At 62.1% G+C, this 11,571-nt stretch carries 13 protein-coding genes and 1 pseudogene; 4 read left to right on the forward strand and 10 right to left on the reverse strand.

Annotated elements, in window-relative coordinates; genetic code table 11:
* Nucleotide 1: 1 nt before the first annotated feature.
* Entirely contained in the window at nucleotides 2–691 is a 690-nt protein-coding gene (gene pnuC / locus D9V28_RS12800) for a nicotinamide riboside transporter PnuC (protein WP_121660158.1), read from the reverse strand.
* 63 nt (nucleotides 692–754) lie between these two features.
* Between pnuC and D9V28_RS12805 the strand changes: the two genes are divergently transcribed.
* Nucleotides 755–2,269 (forward strand): SDR family oxidoreductase, encoded by a 1,515-nt coding sequence (locus tag D9V28_RS12805; RefSeq protein WP_121660159.1) that lies wholly within the window; start codon nucleotides 755–757, stop codon nucleotides 2,267–2,269.
* A gap of 319 nt (nucleotides 2,270–2,588) precedes the next feature.
* On the opposite strand, the gene D9V28_RS12810 is transcribed toward D9V28_RS12805, so the two are convergent.
* The 8 genes from D9V28_RS12810 to D9V28_RS12845 all read right to left on the reverse strand — a co-directional run bounded on the left by D9V28_RS12810 (nucleotide 2,589) and on the right by D9V28_RS12845 (nucleotide 8,161).
* On the reverse strand, nucleotides 2,589–3,281 hold the full coding sequence (locus D9V28_RS12810) for a hypothetical protein (protein WP_121660160.1): 693 nt from the start codon (nucleotides 3,279–3,281) through the stop codon (nucleotides 2,589–2,591).
* A gap of 415 nt (nucleotides 3,282–3,696) precedes the next feature.
* Nucleotides 3,697–4,335, reverse strand: coding sequence for a hypothetical protein (locus D9V28_RS12815; protein ID WP_121660161.1), 639 nt, complete (start codon nucleotides 4,333–4,335; stop codon nucleotides 3,697–3,699).
* A gap of 56 nt (nucleotides 4,336–4,391) precedes the next feature.
* Nucleotides 4,392–4,919: an RNA polymerase sigma factor gene (locus tag D9V28_RS12820; RefSeq protein ID WP_183086534.1), complete on the reverse strand. Its 528-nt coding sequence runs from the start codon at nucleotides 4,917–4,919 to the stop codon at nucleotides 4,392–4,394.
* Entirely contained in the window at nucleotides 4,916–5,704 is a 789-nt protein-coding gene (locus D9V28_RS12825) for a hypothetical protein (RefSeq protein WP_121660163.1), read from the reverse strand. Before D9V28_RS12825 ends, D9V28_RS12820 begins: the two co-directional genes overlap by 4 nt.
* A gap of 104 nt (nucleotides 5,705–5,808) precedes the next feature.
* Entirely contained in the window at nucleotides 5,809–6,201 is a 393-nt protein-coding gene (locus tag D9V28_RS12830) for a hypothetical protein (RefSeq protein WP_121660164.1), read from the reverse strand.
* A gap of 189 nt (nucleotides 6,202–6,390) precedes the next feature.
* Nucleotides 6,391–7,200, reverse strand: a complete 810-nt coding sequence (locus D9V28_RS12835) for an alpha/beta fold hydrolase (RefSeq protein WP_121660165.1) — start codon at nucleotides 7,198–7,200, stop codon at nucleotides 6,391–6,393.
* A gap of 138 nt (nucleotides 7,201–7,338) precedes the next feature.
* Nucleotides 7,339–7,785 (reverse strand): VOC family protein, encoded by a 447-nt coding sequence (locus D9V28_RS12840; RefSeq protein WP_220700506.1) that lies wholly within the window; start codon nucleotides 7,783–7,785, stop codon nucleotides 7,339–7,341.
* On the reverse strand, nucleotides 7,724–8,161 hold the full coding sequence (locus D9V28_RS12845) for a MerR family transcriptional regulator (protein WP_121660166.1): 438 nt from the start codon (nucleotides 8,159–8,161) through the stop codon (nucleotides 7,724–7,726). Before D9V28_RS12845 ends, D9V28_RS12840 begins: the two co-directional genes overlap by 62 nt.
* Before the next feature lie 934 nt (nucleotides 8,162–9,095).
* Here D9V28_RS12845 and D9V28_RS12855 point away from each other — a divergent pair.
* Entirely contained in the window at nucleotides 9,096–9,857 is a 762-nt protein-coding gene (locus tag D9V28_RS12855) for an SDR family oxidoreductase (protein ID WP_121660168.1), read from the forward strand.
* A gap of 185 nt (nucleotides 9,858–10,042) precedes the next feature.
* Nucleotides 10,043–10,441, forward strand: a pseudogene (locus D9V28_RS16165) (hypothetical protein); the annotation flags it as partial.
* Here the strand turns inward: D9V28_RS16165 and D9V28_RS12865 are convergent.
* Nucleotides 10,420–11,283, reverse strand: a complete 864-nt coding sequence (locus tag D9V28_RS12865; RefSeq protein ID WP_121660169.1) for an alpha/beta fold hydrolase — start codon at nucleotides 11,281–11,283, stop codon at nucleotides 10,420–10,422. The pseudogene D9V28_RS16165 and the gene D9V28_RS12865 overlap by 22 nt on opposite strands.
* 103 nt (nucleotides 11,284–11,386) lie before the next feature.
* On the opposite strand from D9V28_RS12865, the gene D9V28_RS16145 reads away from it, so the two are divergent.
* Nucleotides 11,387–11,545, forward strand: a complete 159-nt coding sequence (locus D9V28_RS16145; protein ID WP_183086535.1) for a hypothetical protein — start codon at nucleotides 11,387–11,389, stop codon at nucleotides 11,543–11,545.
* The last annotated feature ends 26 nt before the right edge of the window (nucleotides 11,546–11,571 follow it).

Genomic DNA, 11,571 nt, shown 5'->3' on the forward strand with positions numbered 1-11,571 from the left:
GCTACCGCTTCACGGTTGGGTCAGGAAACGCCGTCTCGATCGTGAGCGAGTTCTTCTTCTGTACCCGCATCCAGATGAAGAAGCCGACGAGGGTGAACCCGCCGTAGAACAGGTACAGAACAGCGGACGCGTAGTACCCGGCGCTGATCAGCAGCGGAACCCCGACGATGTCCACAGCGACCCAGATCAGCCAGAACTCCACCCACCCCTTGGCCATGCCGTAGGTGGCCAGCAGCGAACCCATGAAAATCCAGGCGTCCGCCCACACCGGCTCGAACGAACCCAGCGCCCGGAAGATCGGTGTCAGGGCGAGCGTGCCGCCGACGAGACCGAGTCCGAGAAGCACCCGCACCTTGTTCGATGCCCAGCGCGGGGACACCGCGGTCTGCTGGCCGGAGTTGCGGCTGTTGCGCCATTGCACCCAGCCGTAGATGGAGACGATGATGAACATTACCTGCCGTCCCGCCTGGCCGAGCAGGTTTACCGGGTTCGGTGTATTGAACACCGCACCCATGAACACGGTGAAGAGCAGCACATTGCCGACAATTCCGACGGGCCACGCCCACACCTTGCGGCGCATGCCGCCGACGGCGCTGGCCATGCCGAAGAGGTTCCCGATGATCTCGCGCCAGAGAATTACCTGGTCGCCGATCACCAGTTGCGCGTCAAACAGCCACTCGATCGGGTTCATAGTGCCATCTTTCCACTCCTCAGCCCGGCGTTCTCGCAGATGTCCTCGGGTAAACTTGCCGGAATGACCGACGTCTTCCTCGAATCCGACAGCACCGGCGCCGGAATCGACCCCGCTGACCTCGAGACAACCCTCCGCGTCCTCGCCTCGATGAACACCCTTGACGAGGAACACCCCGACTACATCACCGTTCGCCGGGCCACAGCCGCGATGTTCAAGGCGGTCAAGCGCAACCGTCGCCGTGAACTCCGCGACACCATCGCCAATGCCGACAAGGCGGTCATCGCCGCTACCGCCACCGGGGCATCCGATCGTATCGATGACGAGACGCGCGGCATCCCCCTCGCGACAACGATCGATGCGCCGACAGCGGGCGAGCTGCTCAAGCCGCGCAACTGCTACATCTGCAAGCAGCCATACACGCTCGTCGACGCGTTCTACCACCAGCTCTGCCCGGACTGCGCCCGATTCAGCCACGGCAAGCGCGACGCGCGCACCGACCTCACCGGCAAGCGTGCACTGCTCACCGGTGGCCGGGCGAAGATCGGTATGTACATCGCGCTCCGCCTGCTGCGCGATGGTGCGCACACCACGATCACGACCCGTTTCCCGAAGGATGCCGTCCGCCGGTTCGCGTCGCTTCCCGACTCCGCCGACTGGCTGCACCGCCTGCGGGTGGTCGGCATCGACCTGCGCGATCCGGCGCAGGTCATCAGCCTCGCCGACTCGGTCGCCGCCCAGGGACCGCTCGACATTCTCATCAACAACGCCGCTCAGACGGTGCGCCGCTCCCCCGGGTCGTATTCCTTGTTGGCGGATGCCGAACTACAGCCACTTCCGGATGGTCCCCTTCCCGAGATGGAGACTTTCGGACACACCGCCGATCAGCACCCGGAAGCGCTGCAGGCATCCGTCTCCGCACATCCGCTGCTGTCGGTCGCGTCGCTCGCAGGAACCGTCGCTGAGGCCGGCTCCCCCGCACTCACCGCCGCCGACCTCGCGAAACTCGCCATGGCGCCCGGTTCGTCCTCACTCGCGAAGCACGCAGACGGAACGGCGATCGACGCCGGAGGGCTCGTGCCCGACCTGCAGAACGTCAACAGCTGGGTGCAGAACGTCGAGCATGTCGACCCGCTCGAGATGCTCGAGGTGCAGCTCTGCAACACGACCGCACCGTTCCTGCTGATCAGTCGGCTGCGGCCGTCAATGGCTGCGTCGCCGGCTCGCCGCAAGTACGTGGTCAACGTCTCCGCGATGGAGGGCCAGTTCTCCCGCCGCTACAAGGGCCCAGGCCACCCGCACACGAACATGGCGAAAGCAGCGCTCAACATGCTCACCCGCACGAGCGCAGGCGAGATGCTCGAGAAGGACGGCATTCTCATGACCGCGGTCGACACCGGCTGGATCACCGACGAGCGCCCGCACCCGACGAAGGTTCGCCTCGCGGAAGAGGGTTTCCACGCTCCGCTCGACCTCGTCGACGGCGCAGCGCGCGTCTACGACCCAATCGTGCGCGGAGAAACCGGCGAGGACCTCTTCGGCTGCTTCCTCAAGGACTACAAGCCCGGCGCCTGGTAAAAGCACCCGCACCGACCGCTGCTTTTGGGCGGCAGTCGAGCAGCGTGCCCCTGGAGCTGTTTCCGGTGTCTCGTAACTAACGACGAGTACCGCCGTACAGTCAGGAGGTTATGCGACGTAGTCACGAGACTCGACGGTTTACGAGATTCCGCCGAACGCCGGAAACACGGGTCACGGGTCGTGAGATGTCTCGTTTCCCTAGGGATATGAGACAGCCGGAGTCTCTAAAGAGACTTTCTGGGCGGGCGCATAGGGCGGACCTCTTCGGTGGCGCTGAGGAGCCTGACTTCATCATCGCGGCGAGCATCTCTCCGGCTCATCAAAGCTTGAACTCGAGCGTCCCCCCATTAAGCGAAATAACCCGCGCGACTGAGGGAAAGAAATTCGCGTCAATACAGAACCCGGTGGTCGCGGTCTCGCCGGGTTCAAGTGAGCTAGGGAATCCTGCGTTTATGGGATATCCATCTATCTCTCCGCTCGGTGGCAGGGGACCAAATGGCAATTCGCAAGAAGCGCCGCTGCTCGGGAAGACGTCGTAGTCGTCGTCGCTGAACCTCAGTTTCGTCGCACCTGCGTTCTCCACTTCAACTCCGACGGCGATGTAGCCATCGAAGCTATCGAGCACCTTTACCGTCACCCGCATTCCCTCGGCCGTTTCCTGCTGCACAGGGTTCCCCGCGGGCACCAGTAGAGAGTGCAAAAGGGAGACAGTGGATCCTGGTATGGAAACGAGAGCAACGATCAATGCGACCAAGGCGATACGTTGACGTGCCGCGCGCCGAGTCATTCCGATAAACGCGAGCCCAATGGCAATGAACGCCATCACAATGGCCAGCGCCCAGATGGCGAACACCGGCACAGAGGTGAAATTCACCAGGTTAGGAACCACCCCAACGACGAGCGCGCATACTGCGAGAACGAGAGCCCTGACCCCGACCCGGTCTTCGGGCGCGATCGCGTCCGCCGTGGAGCTTCCAGTTCCGCTGTACTCAGTGTGCCCGACTTGATCCATGCTTCCCATCCTTGCCCTCGCATCCAACCAAGCCAGCGGTGACGACCACGCTGCCCACGACAAGTGTCTAGACTCGCGATTTCTGTGGACACTCTAATTCTCCGAGTGGCTCGTGATCTAGCCGTACAGCCGGAGCCTACTGGGCGGGATCCCGGACGGCGTGCCCTTCTTCGGGGTGATGAGCTTTGCTCGTGAGTGCATACCGCGGATGCTTCTTCTCGCGTTTGGCTTGTTGCACGACCTGCTTGTTTCAAGACACTTCGGATACATGATCTCTAGCGAGTTCAGGAGCCGCGTTCCCGGGGTCCCGATTCATCGTTCGCTACCTCCAACTCTGCATGTTGGAGAAGAGCCTGCGGTGGATGCTGGTTTCGAGGCCCGAGTGGGACCGGCATTCGTTGATCCCTATTGGCCATCAAGTCTTGGCGCACGCAGCGGTGAGAAACTCGTCGGCTGGCGCCGTGCGAGGGCTGAGCTCGTTTTGCGGGTCGCCACAAAGAGATTCTTTCTGGTGGCTGTTGTAGTAGTCGACGAAGACCGATGCGACGAGAACAAACGATGCTTGAGCTTCGAGGAGCTCTTCTCGAACGTCGCGAACTTCCCTGCGGAAAAAGTCCCCATCAGGAGTGCTCGGGTCCAGGCTCGGCGCGGTTGCCGGCATCAGCGCGAACTGCACATCCATACTTCCGCGAGTTCCTATGAATGATGCCGGCACTGAGCTGATTCGGCCAGCCGTGACGCCGTTATCCTCCAGTAATTCGTCGACGAGGTCAGCCGCCGTGTTCGCGTCAGGCGCGTCGATGCCCAGGAAAGCGTCAACCCAGAGAGTGCACGCCAGCCCTTTGCCCCGATGCTCCCACGGAGCGGGCCAGTCAGTTCCAATGTTTACCGCGTCTCCGCATGTGTTCGTCTCCTCGGGGATGAGCTCCCGAAACTCTGGCGCGGTGGAGAAGTCCGTAAGCGCAGCGAGATATTCGGCGGCGTCTTCGCGCGCAGCATTTGCGCTGGCCTGCCTTCCCGAAGCACCACAACCCGCGAGGCTAAACAGGGCCACGCTAACCACAACCGCGCTACAGATCCTTTGAGTCAGGCGTTGACTGGGAGCTGCCGTCACATCAACTCATTTCTCAGTTTGGCCTTCGCCCGCGAGTATCGAGTTCGGGCGGCAGCGGCAGACAGACCAAGTAACGTCCCAGCGTCCACGACGGCGAATCCGTCCCACGCCACCAGCATGATTGGCTCCCGATCTGCAGTCTTCAGCTTCGCTAACGCGTCATACACGGCCGCGTTCGAATTCGTGTCGGATGTCTTCTGCGCGATTCTCTGCTCTGCCATCATTCGTTCGTGAAGGGCGGCCCTACGACGTTGCGAACGGTGGTGATTGGAGAGGACGCCCTTGGCTACGCCGAAAGCCCACAAGCGTTTCTCGCTAACGTCCGCTGGAAGACGATCGCGGTGACGCCAGAGAACGAGAAGTGCTTCAGACAGGCAGTCGTCCGCATCGGGCGCTGAGTCAACGCGTCGTCGGAGGTAGCGGTGCAGAGGAACAATGAGCGGTCGCACATCGTCATCAAACGTCCTATTCGCGTCCCGTTCGTTGGTGGGGAGACGGGCATCGGCCAATGGGTTCACGCTCACTCGTCGATCGCTTCCATGAACGTCGAGCAGGCATCAGATTGGTACGCTTCCTTGACCAAACCAACATCACCCGCGCGGGCACCTTCGGCGTATTTCACGAGGCTGTCCACAACCCCACCGCCGTCAGTTTCGACCGTCATGGGCCACGAAGCAGACTGCAAAAGAACCTCAGCGCTCGCGTTCTGCTGTGCGGCATCGCCTTCTTCCTCGGCCTTCAACCAGCTGCTGATCCAGACGCACCGGACAGCGCTTTCGTAGGTTCTCCTGACGTTGCTTTCTTGCTGAAGAACACTCGAACCGTACCCGCCGGCTATCTCGACTTGTTGAGCCGCGACACGTATCCCAACATCGGAAGCCGTGTACCCATCGGGCAAGGGCAGAGTCAGATCGTAAACGGTCAGCGCATAGTCGGCGTAGTCACGTGCCGTCGCCTCAATCCATTCATAACCAGGAGTGACCTCGGTCTCCTCCCCTTCATCACCATCCGACTCCAGCGATGAAAAAACACCAGTTTGTGCGAGAAATCGCTGGACCGTAGCAACCGCCGGCGTCGCAATCCCAACTAGTCCCACCAACACAACGGTGGTCCATATCGCCGCAATGCGTCGGCGCCGACGCGGCGGAGACTGAGTCTGAGCCGCAAGCTGACGCCCGTCATCGCGATGAAGCTCACGAAGGAACACTTCAGCGTCGGGAAGGGGGCCATCATGGGCATGTAACGGGTCAGCTGCGTCTAACAGCATGTCCACATGTTCGTTGGAACCCTTCGGCGGGCTCAGGGCCATGCCGTCTCCTCTTCGTCAACTAAGACCATCGATACCCTGAACATGTCCGGCAATCGGCCAAACGTTACACACGCGGACGAAGACGCAGCTGGAGCAGACAATACCTACACCGATATGGAGGACGGTCGACCCTGGAGAAGGACAACGAACTCGACCCCCAGCAGCGACGCAACGAGGACCCCGATTCCCACCGTCATCCAGACGCGCCTCCTTTTTGGCATAGCCGGCGCTAGACAATAGCGATAGATGAACACCAACGCGCCAACGCACAGCAGTCCCAAGACTGCTGCCATGGCGAAAGAGATCGACGCCTCACCCGGGTCATACGACTGGCCTTCGACCAATGCACCGTCAATGATGACTATCCCGCTGAGGCCAAACATGATGACCCCGACCAGTCCGAGCGTTAACGCGACGAGCGCCACCAGAACGACCGCTATCCACGACGTTCCACGCTGCCGCGGAATGAGGTCGGCCGTCTCGTTGGCTGTTGGCATGCGCTCACCATATCGCCAGGACAAAGAACTCCAAGCGCACGGGCGTCGTGGATAACAAAGTGTCGCGCACGACTAGGACAAAAAGTGGTGCGGTTGTGTCTCATAACCTCACTGTCTCGAAAGCCATGGGATTCGAGACAGTTAGGTTACGAGACGCCTTGAATCTTTCCTAGCCCCAGGCCTAGCTTCTCAAGTTGGCGCCAGTCCTTCTTCAAGTGTTCTCGCCAACTCGTGAGGGGCAGTCACATGCGCGATGTGATCTTGCCCGATCAATATCGCGACAGATTGGATTCCCAATGCCTTCTGGTAGAGGTCAACGTTAGGCCCATAAGGGTGGCGACACCTGCTGATTTCACCCGCTATCAGCTTTGTCGGCACGGTCCAGGTCGTGAGGGGCAGGAAATCGTATTTGGTGATCGCGTCTAGCTCGGCCCAGGCGGGCGCAGCAAGCTCTTTGAGCCGGGGCCATGCAGGGCTAGACCGCAGCAACTCGACGTGCCCTCGGCTATACCCGGAGAGATCAACGTTGATGATCTCAACGGCCGCACCAAAGTCACCAGCGTTGATGGCCGAATATAAGAGTGAAAGCACGTCGGCGCCAAACGGGCGAACGACTGGCTCGTACAGCATGAGGGAGCGAATTTCAGCGCCTTGCCGCACGGCCTCGACGGCGATGAGGCCGCCGAAGCTGTGGCCGATCAAGTCGACCGGACCGTCAAACGTTGATAGCCACAACAGCAAATCCGCGACCTCTCTCTCGACGCTATATTCCGCGGAGATTGGTGTGCTGGGCGTGCGCCCGCGACGATTGAGTATGAGCGCAGGTCGCCGGGGAGCGATCAGCTCGACGACCGACTTCCATGCAGAAGCGTCTGCCATTAAACCGTGGACGAGCACAATCGGTGTGCCTTGCCCCTGCCGAGCGAGCGCCGTGAGAATTCCATGGCCAGAGTCGACACTCACTTCGGTCAGTTCTTGGGGTGCGTCGGTCTCATTCATCGGTTCTCCTCGTGGGTGTGGTCCGGTGCGGCTGTCGCTTCGTTCTTGATGGGCTCACAACCTGGCCGGGCAGCAGCGCTAGGCCGTACTGGCTAGGTGTTTTTACCCGCGCCGAGGACGAGCTAACGGGGGCGCGTGTCATCGGTTGCGAAACCCTCCCCGCTCTGCCGCTGCTCCAGCGTTTCGAGTTCCTGCAGGAATGTGATTTACCAGCCAGCCGGACCTTGGACGCGAGCGCTGATCGTTCGAAACGGCGTTTCCGTGGGCGACGCCAGAAGCTCCATGCCTGTTCCTTGAGAGACGGATGCCGCGTGGCGCGTGTCGTCCACCTCGAGCGCCATGCGAAGCGTCGGCCCTTCGGCAGCCGGCGCGTTCGATGGCGTCAATGGTACGTACGTGAGTTGGCGTAGCCAGTTCGATGGTGGCTGCACCGGCGTGCAGGATCGACACAGGGTCATCGCCGTCGGTGGCGAATGCTGGCTGCTCGGACGTACCCAGAACATCGCGGTAGAAGCGAACGGCCTCATCGAAGTCGTCGGTCTCGATGATCAAACGGAGCTGGCGGGGTGGTCGCGGAAGGTTCATGGTCCCCACCCTGCATGCTGACACGGGTGTCAGGTGCAAGTCCTAGCCGGCACCTGAATCGCAGAAGCACCGAGAGCTCAGCCTCGATCGCGGCTTTCTCACTGTGCAGCCGAGCTGCGGCCGCATCGAATGCAGCCTCGAGCTGGTCACCAGCTTTTGCCGGCGCATCAAGCGCAGGCAGCAGCTCTCTGATAACGGCACTGCAGAAGCCCGCTCGGAACAGTTCCTGGATCTCGATCACGATGCCAAGGTGCTCCGTCGTGTAGGCCCGCTGGCCACCAGCCGTTCGCTGTGGTGTAAGAAGTCCTTGCTGCTCGTAGTAGCGAAGCGACCGAACGCTAACCCCGCTCCGTGTCGAAAGCTCACCGATTCGCATATGACGATTCTCACCTATGTCGCACCGGAAGCCGATCGATGGGCGCGCCGCTCACTGCGCTGCTGGCACGGATGATGATCTTGACTGGCCCTACCGTTCCTACACCCTCTCGGCGCGCTACCAAGTAGGGCAGTGGAGCCTAACCACGACTGGTTTCTCCTGCGAGACGCCGAGAGCGTACCTCTTGCAAGCATCGAGGCCGAGAGTCAAGTTCCCGTCATATGGCGTACATCCTTGCCGTTGGCCTCGCGTATGGTCGTCGAGCGGCTCTGAAGGGCGATACTTGGCATCGCAACAGGCATGGGAGTATTCGCCGCCGCTGTGGCCGTCGGGGTAGCGGAAGTGACGCGAATGCCCCCCTTGCTGGTCATTGCTATAAAAGGTCCGGCGCGGCTTACCGCGACGTGCTCGTCAGTCTCACTAGTCCGGAGGTGATCCTGTTCCTTCTGGCAGTCCTTCCCCAATTCATGGGCAATGCGCAGAACACCGGGGCCGCCTGGCGATACTGGTGTCGTGAACATCCTGGTGGAAGTCCTCCCCTCCGGAATATCGGCGTGCTCGCGGGCACTCTCCACTCCCGGTTCACGGGCTTGGGGCCAGCTAGCGCGGTATTGAACTAACCCCATCACCTGTACCCATCGAACCCGTTGACCCCGGCAGCGCTCGGCGTGAACTAAGCGAAAGGTTTCGCCGATCAATTCGCCAACAGGTGAGATATGTCCGGTCACCTGCGACGAGAAGTTGGACAGGTCAATTGCGAATTAACCAGCGGATGCCGGTGCTCGCTTCAACCTACTGCCCGCGGAGAACGCTAGGCCAGTGCGATCTCGAACTTGGACGCATGTAGCTCCCGCTCATGGCGATCCATCCATCCGCGAGCTCGTTGCGGCTCAACGTCGCCCCGTGACCGACGGCGTCGGTCCATACTTGCGGGATGGACACAGAACCAGGGGTACGAGGCGTCGCAGTCATCACCGGCGGAAGCCGCGGAATCGGAGCCGCCACGGCAATTGCCGCCGCGAATGCGGGCTGGTCGGTCCTCCTCACCTATCGAAAGGATGAGCGTGCGGGCGACGAGATCGTCCAGACCATCCTGATGGCGGGCGGACGGGCATCCTCCATCCGTGCAGACATGGCGCACGAGGACGACATCACAGCGATATTCGAGGCCGCCGACAAACTCGGCACGGTCACCGCGTTCGTGGCCAACGCAGGGATTGCGGCATCACAGTCGAGAGTCGACGAACTCACGCCGTCACGCATTGCAGAATTGCTCGCCGTCAACGTGGCGGGTCCACTTCTCGCCTCCGGACACGCAGTGCGGCGGATGTCTACACTCCACGGTGGCGCAGGTGGAGGCATAGTGCTGGTCTCGTCCGTAGCGAGTCGGTTGGGTGCAGCGGGCGAGTACGTCGACTACGCCGCGTCCAAGGGCGCGATCGATACTCTCGGCGTGGGCTTGGCTCGCGAAGTTGCCGCCGAAGGCATCCGCGTGAATGTGGTGCGACCCGGAGTCATCGACACCGATATACACGGTCGAAACGGGCGCCCGGACCGCGCGAAGGAGTTGGCCCACACCATCCCGATGCACCGAACCGGGCATGCAGCCGAAGTCGCCGCGGCGATCATCTGGCTGCTCAGCGATGAAGCAAGCTACTGCACCGGAAGCATCCTGGACATCGCGGGTGGACGGTAGGGTACGGAGCTCCTGCGCTCACCAACGGAAGGCAGGCCGCGCTGCGCAACCGCCCTCAGAACGGTCAGGCTCCGAGCAGTACCGGTCACCGGCATCCGAAGAACGACACGGCCCCCGCCGACCGAGTCATCGCGTACGTCCCAGCCTTTGTACCTCTTCGCGAGCGCCTCGAGCACGTCGATCACGTGCTGATCAGTCGGCTGCGGCCGTCAATGGCTGCGTCGCCCGGCTCGCCGCAAGTAGGTGGTCAACGTCTCCGCGATGGAGGGGCAGTTCTCCCGCCGCTACAAGGGCCCAGGGCACCCGCACACGAACATGGCGAAAGCAGCGCTCAACATGCTCACCCAAACGAGCGCAGGCGAGATGCTCGAGAAGGACGGCATTCTCATGACCGCGGTCGACACCGGCTGGATCACAGACGAGCGCCGTACCCGACGAAGGTTCGCCTCGCGGAAGAGGGTTTCCACGCTCCGCTCGACCTCGTCGACGGCGCAGCGCGCGTCTACGACCCGATCGTGCGCGGAGAAACCGGCGAGGACCTCTTCGGTTGCTTCCTCAAGGATTACAAGCCGGGCGTCTGGTAACGAACGGGGTCTCTTGAGACGGCGGCGATGATCTCGCTGGCGACAAGTTTCGGGGCGTTCTCCGGCAGCCAGTGGTTCTCGTCCAGCTCGACGTACCGGTACTCTCCCCGCACATACTGGCCGCTGAGCTCCGCGGCGCGGCGCCCGAGCGCCTGGTCGCGGTTACCCCACAGGTAGGTGGTCGGTACCGTCACCGTTCGCTGGCGTGGAGCGCGCCGGTCCGGCAGCCACATTCCGCGGTACCAGTGAAGCCCGCCGGTGAGGCGTCCTGACTTCGACATGAACTCCCCGTACATTGCCGCCGCACTCTGACTCAGCCCCATCCACCGCAACAATCCCGGTAACCGCCTGCGGAGGAGGATCTCCGGCAGCCACGGCACCTGAAACATCAGGATGTAGAACGAGCGCAGCAGCTGGTCGGATGTGACTAGCGAGCGAACCAGATCGGTCGGGTGAGGTGTCGACAGCACGGTGATCCCCGTCAATCGTTCCGGTGCGGATGCCGCCAGCTGCCACGCGATCGCGCCTCCCCAGTCGTGTCCGACGAGGTGCGCCCGTTCGCCTCCCGCGGCGTTCACGAGGGCGAGCACGTCGCGCTGAAGCTCAATGGCGCGGTAGTCTCGCCTGCGACGCGGCCGGGCGCCGTCCGAATATCCGCGCTGGTCAGGCACGAGGGTTCGAAGGCCTGCCTCGTTCAGGATCGGCACCACCGCGTCGAAGGAATGCCGGTTGGCGGGAAACCCGTGCAGAAGCACAACGGGCGGTCCGGCTAGCGGCCCGCTGTCGGTCACGTCGAACGTGAGGTCGGCCCTGGAATAGGTGCTGATGCGACGAGGACTCATTCCCCCAGCTTCGACGCAATTCCTCGAAGTGGTTAGGGCTTGAAATTCCTGCCACGGTGAGCGAGATCTAATCGCGAGCCTGCCACCTGCAGGGTGGACGAGGATGAGCGCACACAGGTTCACCATGCAGCTCGACGTCTCAGGTCCATTCAAGAAGCTGGCCGCCGTCGAGCGGCCGCAGCCACCCGCTGAGAGCATCGGCCGCCAGCAAGCTCACCCGCTGTGGGGGAAGCGGACAGCAGCGACACGAGCGAGGGTCTAAGCACGGTCGCCAACCGCGCGACCCCT

Source organism: Mycetocola zhadangensis, from assembly GCF_003668565.1.
GTDB lineage: Bacteria > Actinomycetota > Actinomycetes > Actinomycetales > Microbacteriaceae > Mycetocola_A > Mycetocola_A zhadangensis.

Excerpts from the sequence above, each read along its gene's own strand:
- D9V28_RS12855 (WP_121660168.1), top strand. The coding sequence starts at position 9,096 with ATGGACACAGAACCAGGGGTACGAGGCGTCGCAGTCATCACCGGCGGA.
- D9V28_RS16145 (WP_183086535.1), top strand. The coding sequence starts at position 11,387 with ATGAGCGCACACAGGTTCACCATGCAGCTCGACGTCTCAGGTCCATTC.
- pnuC (WP_121660158.1), bottom strand. The coding sequence starts at position 691 with ATGAACCCGATCGAGTGGCTGTTTGACGCGCAACTGGTGATCGGCGAC.
- D9V28_RS12825 (WP_121660163.1), bottom strand. The coding sequence starts at position 5,704 with ATGGCCCTGAGCCCGCCGAAGGGTTCCAACGAACATGTGGACATGCTG.
- D9V28_RS12865 (WP_121660169.1), bottom strand. The coding sequence starts at position 11,283 with ATGAGTCCTCGTCGCATCAGCACCTATTCCAGGGCCGACCTCACGTTC.
- D9V28_RS12840 (WP_220700506.1), bottom strand. The coding sequence starts at position 7,785 with ATGAACCTTCCGCGACCACCCCGCCAGCTCCGTTTGATCATCGAGACC.
- D9V28_RS12830 (WP_121660164.1), bottom strand. The coding sequence starts at position 6,201 with ATGCCAACAGCCAACGAGACGGCCGACCTCATTCCGCGGCAGCGTGGA.
- D9V28_RS12810 (WP_121660160.1), bottom strand. The coding sequence starts at position 3,281 with ATGGATCAAGTCGGGCACACTGAGTACAGCGGAACTGGAAGCTCCACG.
- D9V28_RS12835 (WP_121660165.1), bottom strand. The coding sequence starts at position 7,200 with ATGAATGAGACCGACGCACCCCAAGAACTGACCGAAGTGAGTGTCGAC.
- D9V28_RS12845 (WP_121660166.1), bottom strand. The coding sequence starts at position 8,161 with ATGCGAATCGGTGAGCTTTCGACACGGAGCGGGGTTAGCGTTCGGTCG.
- D9V28_RS12805 (WP_121660159.1), top strand. The coding sequence starts at position 755 with ATGACCGACGTCTTCCTCGAATCCGACAGCACCGGCGCCGGAATCGAC.